Source organism: Nocardia brasiliensis (genome assembly GCF_042691675.1).
GTDB lineage: Bacteria > Actinomycetota > Actinomycetes > Mycobacteriales > Mycobacteriaceae > Nocardia > Nocardia brasiliensis_D.
The window spans coordinates 6672012-6691031 of record NZ_CP170507.1; the positions used below are offsets into that span (position 1 = coordinate 6672012).

A 19020-nucleotide genomic window follows, 5' to 3' on the forward strand; every position below is an offset into this window, starting at 1 on the left:
TCTTCGCGTGGCTGTGGGTCGCCGCGCCGTTCGCCTACGGTCTGGACCGTCTTATCGTGAACCTGCTCAAGCTGTTCCAGGGCTGAGGCGTTTACCGCGTCAGGTCACCGACGTAGGTGTGCCGGGGATGCAGTCCCCACGAGGCGGCGATGTCTGTCGCCAGGTCGGCCAATTCCGCGGCGGTGTTCGCCATTTCGGGTTTGAGACTTTCCAGGGCCCAGTGCATTTTCCCGTCGGATTCCGACAGCCACGTCGCCAGCGCAACCGGTTGTGCGGCGGCACGTGGCGCATCGATGCCCTGGACGACCGCCCTCTTCATGTGCAGCGACAGTGCGTGCGCACGGAGTTGCGGCGCGATGAAGGCATCCAGATTCCCCATGTTGGAACACATTCCGACGGTGACCGGCACCTTTTCGAGGAGCCGATGGACAACCCCCTCCGGCAGCACGTCGACCAGATCGGGCGGCAACTGGCGGGGCCGGGAGAGCACGCCGGAGCCGACCGTCGAGACGGCGGCGAACGCCGCCTTGCTGGCCGCGCGGAGCGATCTCAGATCGTGGCTGTCCAGCCACTCTCGCTGCACCACGATCGGCACCCGGGTGAAGGAATTCGCATCGTGTTGATCGTGCTCCCGGAGGATGCGCACGGCAGGCGTCAGCACGGGCGGAATGTGGTCGACCAGGGGGCAGCGGCGCAGCAGGTCGGCGGTCAATGCGAGATACAGCGTGTTGGCTGTGCCGCCATCGCGTTCCGCCGCCGATAGCCATTGCGCCGCATCGAAGGTGACGACGACCGACTGCTCGCGCCAACCGCGCGGGTCGGGTTCGGGCTCCGGCTCCCTGGAGAACAGTGCCGCGCGCACGGCCTCGCGATGCTTGGGGTCGCGCGCGGCTCGGCGCACCTCCGTCATCGCCTGCCGGGCAACGGTGAGGCCGCGACGAGCGCCGTCGGCGAGTTCGTCCCGCACGCCGATCTCGGCGGCCAGGCCGTGCTGGGTGGCGAGTGCGGGGTCGACCAGACCGGCCTCGGCCAGCAATCCCGCATGGCCATCGGCGACGGCGTGCGACTTGGTGAGGCAGACGACCATGCCACCGGAGCGCGTCGGTACCGCCGACAGTCGCCACCCGTATCCCGCATCGGGGTCGAGGCGACACTGTGCCTGCTCGTTCGCCCACGTCAACGCGTCGGCGTCGGCTATCGGGTCGGGTGCCAGGTACAGCGGCAGAGCGGTGTCGGCAGGCAGCCATCGCGCTCGCGCGAAGGGCACCAACGAGCGGTGCACCCGCCGGGTCAACGGTCCGGACTTCAGCAATGCGTGCATCGAGTTCAGCTGGTCCGCGGTCAGGCGACTGCCGAGGATCGTCAGCGTCTGCGTGACGACAGGCATGCCGTAGCCGTGATGCAGGCGCAGGAACGCCTTGTCGGTGAGATTGACATACACCGGGGCCGCCGGCGCGCCGTTGCGATCGGCGTTGGCTCGGTCGGCCCGAATGCCGCGGGTGATGGTTGCCATGAACGCTCCTGGGAGTCGGGCCGCGATCGATCGGGTCTTTCGCCCGAAACCCGACATTTACTGCGGTTTGCCCAATTTCGGGCGATACGCCCGAATAGCGAATTCCGTTTATACATTGAATGGTCGCGCATCCGACACAGGTTGTCGCCCCGCCGGATTGGAGAGCTCAGGCTCCCATTGAATACAAAGTATTCGTTCGCAGAATACACAGTAAACACCGTACGAGAACAAAGGCGATTACCGGCACATCAATAAGCTGTAAATAAATTTGTCGCCCGCACGGTCAACGGCGGGATTCGCCCGGCAACGGTTCGACACGGTCGGCGTAGCGGCGCGCCGCGCCGGGTGACGCTGCGACCGCTCGGTCAAGCGGGGGTCGCCCACGGCACGCCTGTTGTTTCGAGACACCGATGCCGGGTATCTGCCCGACGATCAGTTCGACTGGAAGAAGACACCGTGGCAAATATCAACCGTTCCAAGGTATCCGGCACCATGTCCGCCCGTGCGGGGCGGATGGCCCAGCACAGCGTCTTCGAGCGATTCGCTCGCGCGGGCTTCATCATGACGGGCATCGTCCACCTGATCATCGGCTACATCGCCATCCGAATCGCCATCGGCGGCGCCGGGGGCAACGCCGACCATTCCGGCGCCATGGCGGAATTGGCGGCCAAACCGGGCGGCACCTTCGCATTGTGGGTGGGCGCCATCGCGTTCCTGCTGATGGCACTGTGGCGGCTGGCCGAAACGGCGCTGGGCAGCGCGTCCAAACCCGACGCCGACAGCAAGAAATCCGAGGCGTTCCGACGCGGCAAAGCCTTCGCCCTCGCCGTGATCTATTTCGCGTTCGCCTTCTCCGCGTTCGGATTCGCCCGCGGCAGCGGTAAGTCCAGCGGTGCGGAGAGTGCCGGCTTCAGTGCCCGGTTGATGCAGAGCACGGCAGGCACGATCGCGCTCGTCGTGGGCGGGCTGATCATCATCGGGGTCGGCGGTTACCACATCTATAAGGGGGCCAGCCAAAAATTCCTCAAAGACCTCGAAGGCAACACCGGCGAGCCGGTGCGACGGTTGGGCATGTGCGGATATATCGCGAAGGGGTTGGCCGTTGCCGCGGTCGGCGTGCTGGTGATCCTCGCGGCGAGCCGCGCCGAGCCGGACAAGGCCGCCGGACTCGACGGCGTGTTGAAAACCCTTGGGGCACAGCCCTATGGCATGACGCTGCTCATCGTGGCCGGGCTGGGCATCATCACCTACGGCCTCTACAGCTTCGTCATGGCTCGGTACGCCAAGATGTAGTGCCCGGGGGTCGGGGCAGGATCGAGGGCAGGCGACGGCATGACCATTCACGCCCCGACCGGCGCGATGCTCTGGCAGTTCCGCGAGGTCGTCCTGCTCGGCCGAGACCACGCCGCCGCCCGGGTAGCGCACTTCACCCAACCCGACTGGACTCAGCACTAGATCGACCGCGCACGGCGGACAACCCTGCGCTGTACCCCAGTCTTGCTCCGTCGGCTCGGTTCGCCTACGCTCCGGCGATCGTGGGAGTAAGTGCGGTCATCGAATCGCGAAAAGATAGCCGGAAGTGGGGGGCGATCACCGCACTCGGGGCGATCGCCGGATACGTGGCTGTCCTGCTCGCGGACGCTCGGCACTATTACACCGACGACACCGAAGCCCAATACGCCCCGATGTGGGTCATGATCGGCACCCGGCTGCGGGAGGGGCGTTTCCCCGCGCTGGTGCCGTGGGAATGGATGGCAGGCAACTACAGCCTGGAAGAAGCGGGGCTGTACAACCCGCCGCAGTTGCTGGTCCATCTGCTCGCGCCGTCGATGGACAACCTGGCCGTGTACGCCACGGTGGTGAAGCTCGTCGTTTCGATCATCGCCGCGCTCGGGGTGTACCGGGTCTGCCTGGCTTACGGGGCGCGAGCACCGTGGGCGGCGGTCGCGGGCATCGCCTTCCCGTTGAGCGGTTGGTTCCTGTTCTTCGACGAGGCCAGCTGGTGGACCTCGCACACCGCAACGGCGTGGCTGGTGCATGCCTGGGCGTCGGCGGTGCGCTACAGCCGCGGGCGCAGCGGCCCGATTCCCGTCTTCGTCTTCCTCTATCTGACGCTCACCGTCCAATACGCCTTTCCCGCGGTCGAAGCCGCATTGATGATCGTCACGGTCGCCGTCGGTGAGGTCATCTATCAGCGGCGGTGGGGACCGTCGGCGCGGCTGCTAGCGGCGGCGAGTTGTGCCGCGCTCGCGGCGATGATCGCCAACCTACCCGGCATCCTGTCCTCGCAGGTGACCTGGCGGGGCAACGCGAAGATCCACAACGATCCGTTCCTTACGGTGCCCTGGTCGGAATCCCTCAACGCGAGCCTGCCGAGCACGACACCCGCGTTCACCGCCTGGTGGGGACATGTCCAGCCGTTGCCGATGGTCTACATCGCGTGGTTCCTGATTCCGGCGCTGGCGTTCATCGGCTGGCAGGCGGCGCGGGAATCGGTGCGCGAGTTCAGCGGGATCGCGCTGTTCGCGACGGCGGTGCTGATGTGGACCGCGGGGCCGGGCGCCATCGGCCCGCTGCGCTGGCCGGCCCGCGTGCTGCCGATCCTGGCCGTCGCACTGCTCGTCCTGGTGTGCGTATTGCTCAGCCGCTACGGCACTTTCACCTCGCTGCGCCGGCGCGCCATCGCCGCGGGCATCTTGATCGGCGTGCTGTTCATCCGGTCCTTCTCGGCGGCCCCGCAGATCGTGCTGCGCCATCTCGTCGCGGTGCTGGCGGTCGCCGCGATCGGTGCCGCGGTGGTATGGCTTGCCCGCACCCGGGGAACGGCGGCGGCGTGTGCGCTGATCATCGTCGCCATGTTCCCGATCGCCTACGCCCAGGTGCGGGCGGCGCCGCCGACGCCGATGTCCTACGACTTCCCGGAACGACGTTCGGCAATGACCGCGGCCTTCCCGGACTTCCCCGGCGTCACACTGCAACTCGCCGACCGCGCGGTGCTGCGACCGGAGGACAAAACCCTCGCGGGCGCCTACGGTTCACTCGCCATCGGCAACTACGCCAAGAACCTCGGGCTGCAGTACGTCAACGGCTACACCCCCATCGGCCACCACCCGTTCGCGGGCATGCTGTGCATGGCCTGGGACGGCAGCACCTGCACCGACGCGTTCCGTCGCGCCTTCACCCCCGAACCGTCCACGGGGCGAACGATTGTCGACCTGATGAAGGTCGACCGGGTCGTGCTGCACCGCGCGCAGTACCCCGATGCGGGCAACCATCCCGCGCCGACGGGTTGGAAGTGGGTCGACTATCCGGGCCACGAACGCTACATCTGGGTGCTGGAACGAGTAGACGGTCTCCTCTCCACGAAGAACGGCGTGATCGCCCACACCGCGGGAGTCACCGCCACCTCCTCATCGAGCGACAGCCTCACCGTCGACTCCCGCGTCAGCTCCCCCACCGGCGGCCGCGTCGTGTTCGCCCGCCTCGCTTGGCCTGGTCACCGAATCACCCTGAACGGCAACGATTTACCCGCCACCACCGTGGCGAACACCTTCCTCGCCGTCGACCTCCCCGCGGGCACCGACAACGCCGTCCTCACCCTCACCTGGCGCCCACCGGGCTGGCAGGTCGGCATCGGGACCGCCGTAATCGGTCTCGCCGGAATCGGCCTGCTGCAATGGGTCTATCTGCGGTCCCGCCGCGACCCGCAACTCCCCGACGACGACCATCCGGCACCGGAGCCGGAGCGGAATCTGGTCACCGCCGACGCGTAACAGTCCGTCGGCGCACCGGGATCAGTCGTCCAGAAAGGTTGCCGCGGTGCGGCGGTGGCGGTCCACGGTGACCGTGAAGACGTCGGGGCGGGCGTAGTGGCCGGTCGGGTCGAAGTTCTGGCGCTCGCGAGCTACCTCGGCGGGGTCGATGTCGGCGATGACGAGGCGCTCCTCGTGGGTCACCGGTTCGACCAGCCAGGTGCCGTCGGGGGCTGCGATCGCGGAGCCGCCGTCGTAGCCCGCGGGCTGGTCGAGGGCGAGGAGTTCGGCGCGGAGGGGGAAGTCGGACGGTACGTCGGCGTAGTCGAGGACGGCGCCGACGGCCAACGAGTACACCCGGCCTTCCATGGCGACGAATCGGGTGATGTCCCTGGTGTTGCGGACCGATCCCGGCCAGGTGGAGATGTGCAGGGTGGCGCCGTCGGCGTACAACGCGTGCCGGGCCAGTGGCATCCAGTTCTCCCAGCAGGACAGGCCGCCGACGCGGAACGCGCCGACATCGTGCGCGCGCAAGCCGTGCCCGTCGCCGAGGCCCCAAACCATCCGCTCCTCGTGCGTCGGCATCAGCTTGCGGTGCGCACCGACCAGCCCGCGGGCCGGATCGATGGCGACGAGCGTGCAGAACACCGTGCCGCGTAATCGCTCGGTGATGCCGAGGTAGCAGAACACGCCGAGGTCGGCGACCGCCGCACGGACGGTGGCCAGGTGTGGGCCGTTCAGGGTGATCGCAGCGTCCAAATAGTAAGCGTAGGCGGCTTTTTGGGTGGGGTGGTCGAACTGGGCGCCGCCGGTGGGTGCCAGCCAGATCGGATAGCCGGACAGGAAGGTCTCCGGAAACGCGACCAGCTCCACTCCCGCCGTGGCGGCCTGGGCCAGGTAGTCGACGACGATCTTCGTTCCGGCCGTGGGGTCGAGCCAGGCAGGCCGGGCCTGCGCCGCAGCAATCCGCATATATCGATGCTAGTTGGCGCGGCCGATCTCCTGGTTCAGCCAGTCCCCGAGCCACTGGATGGCATTGCGGCCCTTGTTGTCGACGACGAGGGATCCGTAGTTGATGTGCGCGCTGGAGGTGAAAAAGCTTGCGGCGCTGAGGCCGTCGCCGATGAGGGCGAACAGATTGATTCCCCGGGGCGGCTGGGCCGGTGCGGCGGCCAGGTCGCCGAGGTCGAGGGCCTGGATTTTGCTCGTCAGCGGACCGATCGCGACCGACGCCAGCTCTTGCCCCACCGGCAGCAGGCCGGACAACGCGGCCGCCGCGCCCGCGAGGTCGGGTTGCTGTCCCGGTGGCGGCACCAGCTTCTCGATTACCGACCAGGCGACTTCCTGGATCCGGCCGACGATATTCGCCAGCCGGAGGACATCGACACCGGACAGGATCGAGGTTGCCAGCGCGGCAAACTGAATGTAGCCCTGCGAGTTGGGGATTGCCGACAGCACCTGCGAGATCTGCTTCACGTCAGCGCCCGCGATCAGTTTGACCAACGGCTGGAACTGGTTGTTCAGCTCCCCGGCGACCTGGTGGGCGCCGTGGGCGTCCATCGCGGCCACCTTCTGGCCCAGCAGAGTCAGATTGCGCAGGATCGCCGGGAAGTCGAGCGCGGTGACGTTGGCGACGACATCGAGTGACTGATTAACCAGCGCACTGGGTTTGAGCAGGGACAGGATGTCCGAGGCCGATCCGAGCACGTCGACCTGAACAGAGACCAGCGGCGCGACCTGACCGTTGAGCGCCTCGGCGGCGGTGGTCAGCGCCGCCGCGTCCGGTGAGTTCTCCTGAAGCGTGCTGACTCCCCGGTCCAACAGCTGGGCGGCGGTGTCTTCGATCGTTTTCACCGCGGCCGTGGCGGCCGCGAGGTCGGATTCCCCGGCCTTCAGCAGGACCTCGCCCGCATTGTGCTCGGCCGTTCCGGCGGGGGCAGCGGCCAGTCGGGCCGCAGTGCGGTTGGCCGCGCCGGAGTCGATCAGATCGGCGAGTGGATCGATGGTGTTCGCCAGCTTGTCCGCTTTGGCGCGGACCTGTGCCAGATCGATGCCGCCGGGGGTGGTGAGTCCGGCGGCCAGCTCACCGACCGCATTACCGATGCCCGGCAAGTCGGCTTTGGAGAAATCCGAGGTCAGCGCGGTGGCCACCTTGGATTCGCTGGGGATCGTGCTCAGCAGCGAGCCCAGCTTCCCGAGCAACGGGTTGAGGTTCTTCTGGATCGAGCAGTACAGGTCGCCTGGATCGCAGATCGAGGTGACCCGCCCGGAGAGTTTGCCCATGCCCTGCGGCCGGGGATCGGCGATGCCCGTGCCCGCGGTCCGTGGACCCACGGCGATCTCACCCTTGGTGCCCGCTCCTGGGTCGGCGAGCAGCCCGACGGCGAGCACCCGGTCGGCGGGCACGGGGCCGCGGTCGTTGCCGATCTCGGAGGCCAGATCACCGGCGGCGTCGGCACCCTGGCTGTAGCCGGTCAGCGTGAATTTCGCTGCGGGACAGCGGGTGCCGTAGGCGCGCAGCGTGGTCCGTGCTTTGGTCAGCGCGGTGTTCTTGCTGTCGGCGTAGGTGTAGCCGTTGTCGAATGCGCGCGCCATGTAGGGCGTGAAGTAGATGTCGGAGTGCGGACCCTGCTTGCGCTGGATCGCCTCGGCGATCGGCTTGAGCATGCCGATGGGCTGCGCCGGGTCGGCGGCCTCATTGGTTTCCCAGGTGCCGGGGATGAACAGGTTGAACGTCGCCGCGCAATCGGCCGGTGCGGCGTGCACGATGGCCGGAGCGGCGACGGCAGCGGACCCGACGGCGACACCGACGGTCACGATTGCGGTTGCCACGTAGCGCATGGACGAATGCATCATTGACATCTGAACCTCACTACCGAGCTCGATCGGACGCTCATTGCCGAGCAGGGGCACCGCCACAGGCCGCGAAAGGCCTTGCCACCGAGGCGATCACCGCCGGACGGCGGTACGTCGACAGGATGCTCGCGAGATCAGCGCGACGACCGTTGCCGTCGCGCTGAATATCGCGAATTCCGGGTCAGGACAAGTGACCGAGAAGTTTGACAACCAATTTGAGCAGATCCAGTCCGGTGCCGAGGGAGCCGGTGGACGATCCGCCGCCGCTGAGCGATTCGATATCCTCACTGGAACCGGAGGCAGCGGCAATGAAATTAACGGTATCCATAACGCTGACGAGAGTCGACATGTCTCAAACCGCCTGTCTTGAATCAGTAATGCGTTGACGGCATCGCACCGAGGATGCCGAGATAGATTGGATGATGACCGCAATCAGATTCCCCGCTGACCACGTCCGCGTCCAGGCCGGTTCAACTGGGGAAGCTATGCGCGCCATGCATTTTCGCAGCGCGCAGCACCGCTGACCGGCGGCGTTGCGGATCTCCCCACTCGACAGTCGGGCCACTCGGCCGAATACGCAACAACAGGCGTCCGAGATTGCATGCTGCGCAATATCAATTGCGCCACTTGCGGTCGGGGATAACTTGGGACATTCTGGCCCGGACGCGGGACACGGCCGCGGGGCGGAAGGAGAAACCGGTGCGCGATAACGAATTCGGACGGCGGCGCTTGCTCGGCCTGCTGGGCGCGGCGGGTGTCGGGGTCGCGGTGACGACGGGAGTAACCCGGCCCGCGACAGCCGGAGCGGCAACCGGGGCGCGCGCGTTCCTCGGTTGCTATACCTCCAGTGGCGCAGGCGGTTCCGGCATCGGCGTCGCGGCGGTCGACCCCAGCACCGGTCGGCTGACCGTGGAAACGGTGGTGGACGTGGCGGATCCGTCTTTCCTGGCGATGTCTCCCGACCGGCGCTACCTGTACGCGGTCAACGAGGGCTCCGGCGCCGGGTCGGCTACGGCCATCGATGTGCGGTCTTCCCGGCCCACCGTATTGAATACCGTTGCCGTGCAAGGCGAGGGGCCGACCCACCTGTGCGTCACCCCCGACGGTCGCTACGTGCTGACCGCGAACTACACCTCGGGCAGCGTCAGTGTGCTCGCGGTGGCCGACGGCGGGCGGCTCGGCGCGGTGACCGATGTCGTCCAGCACACCGGCACCGGACCGGACCCCGATCGGCAGACCGCGCCGCACGCGCATCAGGTGTCGATCGACCCCTCCCGCCGCTGGGTGCTGGTGGTCGATCTCGGCGTCGACTCCATCTACGTCTACCGGCTGGCCGACGGCAAGCTCAACCGGCACGCACAGGTCGCGATGGCACCGGGCAGCGGACCGCGACACCTGACCTTCCACCCGAACGGCCGCACCGTCTTTGTGGCCAACGAGCTGAATTCCACGGTGACCGTCTGCGAGTGGCAGGCCGAGCGCGGCGCATTGCGCGCCGGGCTTTCGCTGCCCGCGGATCTGAACGGCGGTGGCGACCGGAACTACCCGTCCGCCCCCGTGGTCGCCGAGGACGGCCGATTCCTCTACCTCGCCAACCGTGGCCACGACAATGTCGCGACCTTCGCCGTGCTCGGCGGCGGGTTTCTCGCGCCGCTGGGCACCACCCCGTGCGGCGGAAAGTTCCCCCGCGATCTGACATTGAGCCCGGACGGGCGGCGACTGTACGCGGCCAACCAGAAGTCGAACTCGGTGACCTGCTTGAATCTCGACCCCTTCACCGGCCTGCCCGCCGCACCCTCGGCCTCGTTCGAGGTACCGGCCGCCACCTGTGTGCTGTTCGAGTAGCTAGGCGGCGGCCGCATCGGCCTCGGCGGCCAGCCCGTCCCCAGTTGCTCCTCAGTCGAGATGGCCGTCCGGGTGTGGTTCTACTTGGTCATGAATCCCACCCACCGACGTGCGGCACGCTATGTCGCCGCGCTGTTCGCGGTAGTGGCAACGGTTTTCGTCGCCTTGCCCAGTTCGCTGGCGCAGCCGCCGACCACCGCCGCACCCTCGCCGACCGCGTCAGCGCCGGCCGGGCCGGGATCGGACCGGGGCCCGGACAAGTTCCAGCCGGACGGGACCTCCGCCGTGGATTTCCAGGTTCCGGTCGACAACGAGATCGTCCGGCTGCGCACACATTTCACGGTGCCGCCGAAGCCGCCGCGGGTCGGCACGCTGTTCCTGTGGCCCGGCGTCGAGCCCCGCCCCGACGGCAGGAACTACGAGCCGATCGGTCTCGGTGTCCTGCAACCCGTGCTCACCTGGGGACCGAGCTGCGCGCCGACCCGGCAGCCGCCCGCCTACTCCACATGGTGGATTTCCGGACAGTACGTCAACGTCGGAAACGATCCCCGGTACGAGGGATGCCATTCGGGAAAGGCGATGTCGGTCGAGGTGGGTGAGGTCCTCGATATCGACATCGCGCTGGATCAGGCGAGCGGCGGGTGGCAGCAGACCATCACCGGGCAATCGGGTTCGGTGCGGTACTCGATCAATATGCGCGGGCAGGCCCAGAACCGGGCGCTCTTCGCCGTCGAGCCGTGGGACAACGCGCAGTACGGCGGCCCACTGCTGTTCTCCGACACCACGATCGACTTCCGCAATGCTGGAACGCGGAGTTGCCTCGATCCCCATGTCGTCTATATCGGCGCGGGCGGACGCATTTCTCAGCCGACAGCCCTCGACGAACGGCGATGCCATATCGACACGGTCAGCGTGAATAGTCGGCGCGCGGTGGAATAACAGCCGATATCCGCCCGGAATTCGGTCCCGGTGCACGTAGGTGCACCGGGGTTCCTTTGCGTCCCAATATGTTTCGATCCGATAGCCCGCGGTAGGTGAACGTTTCATGAATAACGTTGCTACCCAATCGATTTGGCAACTACTTCGACCCGACCGCGCTATACATATGACACATCCAATGCTCGTTCGCGCGTGAAAGGTTCCTGAAATGCGCAGAATCACGCATATCACCCTAGTTTTGCTGGTAGTCGCCAGCAGCCTGGTCAGCACACCAACGGCCGGCGCCGACCCGGAGGCAGGCAAGCTCGCCGATCTCAGTGGCGTCGTCGAGGACGGTGCGACAACCACATTGAAGTCCGGTCCGGCCGCGGTCCGGGTCAGCTTCCCCAAGCCCGGCGCGGTACGCGTGCAACTGGCTCCCGACGGTCAGTTCACCGACCCGGCCGGGAACAAGATCGTGCTGCCGACGAAGGACGCCCCGGTCGTCCCGGCCCGCACCGACAAGGGCGATTACTGGGCCTTGTCCACCGCCGATCTCACCTTGCGCGCGTACAAGTCTCCGTTGCGCTTCGCCCTGTACGACCGCGCCGATGCCAAAGAGATCTGGGCCGAGACTGCACCCCTGTCCTGGACCAAGGACACGACCACCCAGAGTCTCGGCCGGGGACCGAGCGAACAGTTCTTCGGCGGCGGCGAACAGAACGGGCGGTTCAGCCACCGCGACCAAACCATCAAGATCTTCGCCGACAACAACTGGAACGACGGCGGCGCACCGAACTCGCAGCCGTTCTATCTGTCCAGTAATGGCTACGGCGTGCTCCGCAACACCTTCGCACCCGGCAGTTACTCGTTCACCGATCCGGCGCGCACCACCCATCAGGAGCGCCGCTTCGACGCGATCTACGTCGTCGGCGACGGCCCGAAGGGGGTGATCTCCGCCTACACCGGGCTGGTCGGCAGGCCCTTCCTGCCGCCGATCTACGGGCTGGAGATGGGCGACTCCGATTGCTATCTGCACAACGCCAATCGCGGCGAACGGCACACCCTCGACGCTCTCGCCATTGCCGACGGGTACGTGCAGAACCAGATGCCCAACGGCTGGATGCTGGTCAACGACGGGTACGGCTGCGGTTACGAGAATCTGCGGCAGGTCGGCGAGGGTCTGCGCAAACGCGAGATGCAACTCGGGCTGTGGACCGAGGACGGGCTGCCGCATCAGGCGGAGGAGGTCAAGGCCGGGGTGCGGGTGCGCAAACTGGACGTGGCCTGGGTGGGTCCCGGCTACCAGTTCGCGCTGGACGGCTGCGACAGCGCGCACCGGGGCATCGAGGAGAACAGCGACGCACGGGGTTTCGTCTGGACGCCGGTGAGTTGGGCGGGCGCGCAACGATGTGCGGTGCTGTGGAGTGGGGACCAGTCCGGGACCTACGACTACATCCGCTGGCAGATTCCGACCTACGCGGGATCGACGATGTCGGGCATCGCATACAACACCGGTGACGTCGACGGCATCTTCGACGGCAGTCCGCAGACCTACACCCGGGATCTTCAGTGGAAGGCGTTCCTGCCCACCATCATGTCGATGGACGGATGGGCGCCCAAGGACAAGCAGCCGTGGCGGTACGGCGAGCCGTACACCTCGATCAATCGAAAGTACTTGCAGCTGAAGGAACGACTGCTGCCGTACACCTATTCCTACTCGGTGGAGGCGAATCGCACCGGCGTCGGCCAGGTTCGGCCGCTCGCGCTGGAGTACCCGAACGATCCCGCGACCTGGGGCGATCGGGCACGCTACGAATTCCTTTCCGGCAAGGACTTTCTCGTCGCGCCGGTGTACAACGATGCCGAAGTGCGAAACGGGATCTATCTACCGGAGGGCACCTGGATCGACTACTGGACCGGGCGCTCTTGGACGGGGCCGACCACCGTGGACGGCTATCGCGCTCCGCTGGACACCCTGCCGCTGTTCGTGCGGGCGGGCGCGGTGGTGCCGATGTGGCCGGAGGGCACCCAGTCGTGGCGGACCAGGGACAAGAGCGTGCTGGATCTCGACATCTACCCGAAGGGCGAGGGCAGCTTCACGCTGACCGAGGACGACGGCGTGACCCGGGGCTATCAACGGGGTGAGCAAGCCACGCAGAGCTTCACCGTGCGCGCGCCCGAGTCCGGTCCGGTCGAGGTGACCATCGGCGCCAGCTCGGGTTCATATCACGGCAAACCCGATGCCCGTCGCTACCAACTCTCGGTGCACAAGGGGTCGTCCCCGACCGCCGTCGATACGTCGAATGGTCCACTGCCCCAACGGACCAGCCGCGACGATCTCGATCGCGCAGCCAACGGCTGGTGGTTCGACCCGAACGATCGCGGTGGGGTCGTGCACGTCAAGACCGACCCGATCGCCGCGGCCGCCAGTCAGTCGGTGATCCTGCGGTAACACCGAGGACTCACAGTCGGCGCAGCGCCTGGTCCACGAGAGCAGGCGCTGCGCCGAGGTAGTTCTCCGGGCGCAGCAGTTCGATGATCTCGTCCCGGGTGACGTGGGCGCGGACCTCGACGTCCTCGGTGAGCACATCGGCGAGGGCGCGGCCGCTGGCGTGCGCCTCGAAGGCCGCGGCCTGCAATGTCTTCTTGGCCGCGGTCTTACCGAGCAACGGGGTCAACCGGATCGACAGCCGCTCCGACACCAGTTGTCCCTTGGTGATCGTCAGGTTCTCCCGCATCCGGTCGGCGTCGGCGGTCAGTCCGGCCGCCAGCTCCGCCGCGGTGTGTGCGGCGCCGCCGACCAAGAGCAAACAGTCACGCAGCGGCTGCCATTCGGCATGCCAGGCGCCTGCCGGTCGCTCGTCCTCCGCGAGCAGCGTGCCGAACAAGGTCGATGTCAGGCCGGGCACCTGCAATGCCGCGGCCCGGATCATGGTGCTGAGGGCGGGATTTCGCTTCTGCGGCATCGCGGAGGACTCGCCGCGGCCCGGCGCGGTCGGTTCGCACAGCTCGACGACTTCGGTGCGAGACTGCGAGATCACGTCGACGGCGAATTTGCCGAGCGCACCCGAAACGGTGGCCAGCGCGCCACCCAGATCGGCGATCGGGGTGCGGATGGTGTGCCAGGGCGTTGGTCCGGCCGTGAGCGACAGCTCGGCCGCGAACTCGGCGGTCAGCCGCTCGAAGATCTGCTCGGCCGGAGCCGCGGCCAGTTCCGAGCTCCCGGCCCGCGCGCATTCCACGTAGGACGCGAATGTCCCTGCCGCCCCGCCCAACTGGACCGGCAGTCCGGCGGCCAGCACCCGATTCACCCGATCGCGGGCGTGCGTCAGGCCCTGCATCCAGCCCGCCACCTTGGCGCCGAATGTCGTCGGTACGGCGTGCATGCCCAGCGTCCGCGCGGCGATCGGGGTGTCCCGGTGCCTGCGGGCGAGGCGGCCGAGGGAGTCCAGCGTATCGGCCAGGTCGCCCGTGATGGCGGTCAAAGCGCGGGCGGCGATCAGCATCGTCGCGGTGTCCAGGATGTCCTGGCTGGTCGAGCCGTAGTGGACGTAATCGGCACTGGCCGGGTCGATGTCGGCCACGGCGCGGTACAGCAGCTCGACCAGCGCCACCACCGGATTCGCGGCGCCGCGGGCGGCCTCCGCGATGGCCCTGGTGTCGAACCGATGCGTGCGTATCGCCGCCGCCACGCTGTCCGCGGCACTGTCGGGGATGATGCCGAGCCGGGCCTGGGCGCGGGACAGGCCGAGCTCGACGTCGAGCATGGCCTCGACCCAGGCGTCGTCGGTCACCAGGCTCTCCACTGGAACGCCGACCCGAACCGGTGCGAGCAGTCCCTTGTCTATCGTCATGGAATCGGTCCTTTCGAGAGAGTTGTCCACCCGCGTCTTCCGGTGTGCGGCAAGGATCGCCCTCGCGATCTGGTCGCCATCGGACAGGGTCACCGAGTTGACGCCGGGCCGTGGGCCCGCCGCGGTGACCCAGCGCACGGCTTCGGTGGGCACCCCGAATGCGTAGCGCCGCGGATGAATTCGGCCGACCCCGTCCAGCACGGCATGCGAATCCTGATCCACCGCCAGCCCGCCGGTCCGATACGTGCTGCCGTCCGGGTTACCCATCGTGTAACCGCGCACGTCATTGCGGCGTAACAGGTTGCGCAGCAGTGGATCCTCGGTGCCGTGCAGGTCCGGGTACGGCAGCCAGGCATCGATGAGGACCCGTGCGGTGGTGGCGGAGTGGTCCACCAGCGCGGCTTGCGCGACGAAGCAGCCGCGGTCCTCGTCGACCCGAACATGCATGCCGGGACCGAGGATTCGGACGGTGCCCGCTCTGATCAACGCCGCGAGTTCCGCTATCCGACGCGCGGGCGGGCCGATGGACAGGAACGCATTCATCGGCGTGTACCACCGGTCGAGGTCGTCGCGATAGGACCGGCCGGTGATACCGCCGTGGTCCACCACCTGCCTGACCTCGTTACGCAGATCTCGCAGCACGTCCAGGGCGGCCTTGACCGGGTCGCGCACATTGCCGAGCTCGGCATGGCGCAGGTCGGCGTCGAGATAGTCGAGCAACCAGTTCTGGAAGTCGGCGGGGTCGGCGAACCGGCGACCGGCGGTCGGATCGGTGACGGCGGTCCAATTCCATCTGTCCTGCTCGGCCACCAGGAAGTCGTCGAGTACTTCGTCCGCCTCGCGATCGGTGGCGGCGGCGAAGTACCGGTCCCGGAAGCAGCGCAGCTCGCGCGGGCTGATCCGATCGGCGATCAGCGCGGTGTAGTAGACCGACTCCACCTCGCGGGAAATCAGCGGCCAAACGTCCCGCCGGAAGTCGACGTCGCCGAATCGGTCCGCGCGCAGCCGCAATTGGGCGATCCGCTCGGCATCGAGCAGGACGGGGACATGCCGCCCGGCGATCCCCTTCTCGTTGGCGCCCCGGGCATGGTGCGGCACACCGCGGCGGCAACCGGCCACGATCAGCGGTTCCCGGCCGGAGGGGATGTATTCCAGCGCCCCTTTGGATTCCTTGAAGCAGCCGTCGCGGCCGACCGTCAGCAAGGCCATGTAGTCGAAGAAGGTGAGACCCAGTCCTCGGATGAGGACCGGCTCCCGTTCGAGAACGCTGTCCAGGTCGACATCGGCGGCATTGGCGGGTGCGATGTAGTTCAGTCCGAGACGTCGAGCCGTCACGGGCAGCGATCCGGCGTCGGTCGGTCGGGTGAGGGGCAGATGTCCCTGGGTCAGCACGACGGCATGCACGCCGCACAGCCGATCGCCGGTGTCCAACGCCAACTCTTGGAGTCCCGTCGAATCGTCCCGCAGGTCGGTGACGGTGGCGGTGAGTTCGTGTGCGCGTACCCACGGCGCATACCGGTCGCGGGTTCGTTCGTAGGCCCAGCGCAGGTAGTGGCCGTACAACGCCCGGGTGGGATAGGTGTTCGGCCCGATCCGGCGGACCTCCTCGTACATCGGCTCGGGCAGGCCCGCGAAGTTTCCGATCTTGACCAGGAAATCCGCCCACTCGAACAGGCTCGGCCCGAGCACCACCGGGCCCTCCATCTGCACGGTGTCGTCGGTGAAGATGGTGATCTGTGCCGCAACGGTATTCATCAGCAGCAGCGGGGACTGGTCGGTGCGCCAGACCGCGCCGGAGCCGACCCGGGTCGAATCGATGAGGAAGACCTCGAGGCCGGGGGCATTCCGGTCGTCGCGCACGTTGGCGCAGATCCGTTCGAAGACATTCAGGCCACGCGGCCCGACGCCGACTATCGCGATCCGCAGGGTCTCGCTGTTGTCCCCCTTCGACATTTCCCCTCCTTGGGTTCTCGCAGAAATGGCGATGGGTAGCCCGCGCGCGGCGGTGCCCGGCGCACGCGAAACGGGCGGCCCGCAGGTGCGGACCGCCCGTTGCGTGGTGCCGGATCAGCCGGCGGCGACAGGTTTCTTGTCGAGTGGTTCCTCGACCGAACGGTGCAGCGCCGCACCTTCGTAGATCCGCCGCAGCCACAAGGGCGCCCACCAGGTCGCCTTGCCGAACAGCCGCATGGTCGCGGGCAGCAGCGCGCCACGAATCAAGGTCGCGTCCATCAGCACGGCCAGCGGAAGTCCGATGCCGAACGCCTTCGACATCGAGATCCCGGAAATAATGAAGGCGAGGAACACCACGGCGATGGTCACGGCCGCGGCGGTCACGATCCGGCCGATGCGTTCCAGCCCGATCGCCACCGCGGCGGTGCCGTCACCGGTCTGGTCGTACTCCTCTCGGATGCGCGCCAGCAGGAACACCTGATAGTCCATGGCCAAGCCGAACGAGAGTCCGAACAGCAGCGTGGGGACCGTCGGGGACAACGTGCCGGTCGCGGTGAACCCGAGCAGGCCGGAGAGGTGACCGTCCTGGAAGATCCAGACGAGCGCACCGAACGTCGCGGTCAGGCTCAGCAGGCTGAGCAGCAGCGACAGGAACGGCACCAGGACACTGCCGGTCACCATGAACAGCAACACCACCATGACCACGGCGATCGAACCGAGGGCGTAGGGCAGCCGGTCGATGATGGTGTTTGTGCTGTCCTGATTGGTCGCCGCCACACCGGTGAGCATCGTCTCGAACGGTGCCTGCGTCTCCCGCACCTGCGTGACCAGCGCGTCGGACTCGTCCACGCCCGCCGGGGTCGGCAGCACGGTGAGATACACCGCGGAATCGGTGGCGAACCGCGCGTCCTGCGGACCCGCGGCGGCCTGCTGTGTGCCCGACCGATAGGAGCCGGTCACGGTCTGCACCTGAGCGACATTCGGCAAGGCGGACAGGGCGGCCGCGTAGTCGGCGACAGCCTGACGATCCGACGGCGCCTCCGGCAGCACGACAAGCAGCGCATTCTGACCGCTGGTGTCGAAATCGCTACGGATGACGTCGGCGACCTGCCGGGCGGACGAGCTCTCCGGCATGATCCGTTCATCGGGCATGCCCAGCTTCATCCCGAGCGCGGGCGCTCCGAGCAGCAACAGGAAGATGATCACCACTGTCGCGATGGGGACCGGACGACGCATGACCGTCGTCGCCAGCCGGTGCCAGAACCCGTCGGCCGTCTCCATGGACGGCGTCGCGGTGCGCCGACGTACCCGCCACTTGTCGACGCGTGGCCCCAAAACCGTGAGCAGCGCGGGCAATACCGTGACGGACGTGGCCCCGGCGATCAGTGCGGTCGCGATGCCCGCATATCCCATCGACCTGATCGCCTCCAGCGGAAACCAGATCAACCCGGCCAACGCGATGGCCACCGTGAACGCGGAGAAGATGACGGTACGCCCCGCGGATCCCATGGTGATCCGGATGGCATCGGGGATGTCGCGGCCCGCCGCCAGTTCCTCCCGATACCGGTTGACGAACAGCAGGCTGTAGTCGATCGCCAGACCCAAGCCGAGCAAGGTGACGATGCTGATCGCCAAGGACGACAACGACGAAACGCTCGCCAGCAGCCACATCACCCCGAAGCAGATCATCATCGCCACCAGCGCGACCGCCAGCGGAATCAATGCCGCGACAACGCTGCCGAAGAACAGGACGAGCAGCACGAGGGTGACCGGAAAGACCAGCGCCTCCCCCTTCGTGGCGTCCTCCTGCCCCTGCACCACCATCTCGTGTTGCAATACCGCGTTGCCACCGACCTGCACCCGCAGGCTGCCGAATTCGCCCTGATATTCGGGTTGCAGCGTTTTGATGCGCTTTTCGACGGTGGTGTCGTCGCCGGAGATGGCACCGAGGACCAGGGCCCGCTGGCCGTCCTCGCCGCGCAATTGCGGTGCCCGCCCGGCTGTCCAATACGAGCTGACGTCGGTGACGCCGGGTTCGGCGGCCAGCTTCTTGGCCAGCGCCTCGCCATCGGCGGCCGCGGCGGGCGAGTCCACCCCATCCGGCGCGGTGACCAGCAGGGTCAGGTTGGGGGCCTGCTGCTTGAATTCGGTCTGCAGAAGTTCGGCGGCTTGGGCGGATTCGGAGTCGGCGACGGTGAAGCCACCGGCCGACAGCTTCCCGAAGACCGCCGCGCTCGCCACGCCACCGAGGACAACGAGCAGGATGGCAAGAACAAGACACCGCCATGGGCGGCGTACGGTCAACGCCGCGAGCCGTTCCAACATT

At 67.3% G+C, this 19020-nt stretch carries 12 protein-coding genes; 6 read left to right on the top strand and 6 right to left on the bottom strand.

The features are described from left to right. Nucleotides 1–91: 91 nt before the first annotated feature. On the bottom strand, nt 92–1513 hold the full coding sequence (locus tag ACFK0J_RS30675; RefSeq protein WP_378733206.1) for a hypothetical protein: 1422 nt from the start codon (nt 1511–1513) through the stop codon (nt 92–94). 492 nt (nt 1514–2005) lie between these two features. Between ACFK0J_RS30675 and ACFK0J_RS30680 the strand changes: the two genes are divergently transcribed. The 3 genes from ACFK0J_RS30680 (at nt 2006) to ACFK0J_RS30690 (ending at nt 5286) form a co-directional block, all read left to right on the top strand. Beyond that, complete coding sequence (locus ACFK0J_RS30680; RefSeq protein WP_378743154.1) at nt 2006–2806, top strand: DUF1206 domain-containing protein; 801 nt, start codon at nt 2006–2008, stop codon at nt 2804–2806. 39 nt (nt 2807–2845) lie between these two features. After that, a complete protein-coding gene (locus tag ACFK0J_RS30685; RefSeq protein ID WP_378733207.1) occupies nt 2846–2968 on the top strand; it encodes a hypothetical protein in 123 nt (40 codons plus the stop codon). Nucleotides 2969–3048: 80 nt separating this feature from the next. Then, nucleotides 3049–5286: a hypothetical protein gene (locus ACFK0J_RS30690; RefSeq protein WP_378733208.1), complete on the top strand. Its 2238-nt coding sequence runs from the start codon at nt 3049–3051 to the stop codon at nt 5284–5286. Between the two features lie 21 nt (nt 5287–5307). Here the strand turns inward: ACFK0J_RS30690 and ACFK0J_RS30695 are convergent, their stop codons facing one another. The 3 genes from ACFK0J_RS30695 to ACFK0J_RS30705 all read right to left on the bottom strand — a co-directional run bounded on the left by ACFK0J_RS30695 (nt 5308) and on the right by ACFK0J_RS30705 (nt 8449). Next, nucleotides 5308–6237, bottom strand: a complete 930-nt coding sequence (locus tag ACFK0J_RS30695; protein ID WP_378733209.1) for a carbon-nitrogen hydrolase family protein — start codon at nt 6235–6237, stop codon at nt 5308–5310. Nucleotides 6238–6246: 9 nt separating this feature from the next. Beyond that, nucleotides 6247–8106, bottom strand: coding sequence for a cutinase family protein (locus tag ACFK0J_RS30700; RefSeq protein WP_378743156.1), 1860 nt, complete (start codon nt 8104–8106; stop codon nt 6247–6249). Between the two features lie 196 nt (nt 8107–8302). Beyond that, nucleotides 8303–8449, bottom strand: a complete 147-nt coding sequence (locus ACFK0J_RS30705) for a hypothetical protein (protein ID WP_378733210.1) — start codon at nt 8447–8449, stop codon at nt 8303–8305. 371 nt (nt 8450–8820) lie between these two features. On the opposite strand from ACFK0J_RS30705, the gene ACFK0J_RS30710 reads away from it, so the two are divergent. From ACFK0J_RS30710 to ACFK0J_RS30720, 3 genes are all read left to right on the top strand, one after another. After that, nucleotides 8821–9966, top strand: a complete 1146-nt coding sequence (locus ACFK0J_RS30710) for a lactonase family protein (protein ID WP_378733211.1) — start codon at nt 8821–8823, stop codon at nt 9964–9966. Between the two features lie 90 nt (nt 9967–10056). After that, nucleotides 10057–10905, top strand: a complete 849-nt coding sequence (locus ACFK0J_RS30715) for a hypothetical protein (RefSeq protein WP_378733212.1) — start codon at nt 10057–10059, stop codon at nt 10903–10905. 208 nt (nt 10906–11113) lie between these two features. Further along, the gene (locus ACFK0J_RS30720; protein ID WP_378733213.1) at nt 11114–13339 is read left to right on the top strand and encodes a TIM-barrel domain-containing protein; all 2226 of its coding nucleotides are present in this window, start codon (nt 11114–11116) and stop codon (nt 13337–13339) included. Nucleotides 13340–13349: 10 nt separating this feature from the next. On the opposite strand, the gene ACFK0J_RS30725 is transcribed toward ACFK0J_RS30720, so the two are convergent. Both ACFK0J_RS30725 and ACFK0J_RS30730 read right to left on the bottom strand, forming a co-directional pair. Next, complete coding sequence (locus tag ACFK0J_RS30725; RefSeq protein ID WP_378733214.1) at nt 13350–16694, bottom strand: FAD/NAD(P)-binding protein; 3345 nt, start codon at nt 16692–16694, stop codon at nt 13350–13352. Between the two features lie 114 nt (nt 16695–16808). Next, nucleotides 16809–19019, bottom strand: a complete 2211-nt coding sequence (locus ACFK0J_RS30730) for an MMPL family transporter (RefSeq protein WP_378733215.1) — start codon at nt 19017–19019, stop codon at nt 16809–16811. Nucleotide 19020: the final 1 nt, after the last annotated feature.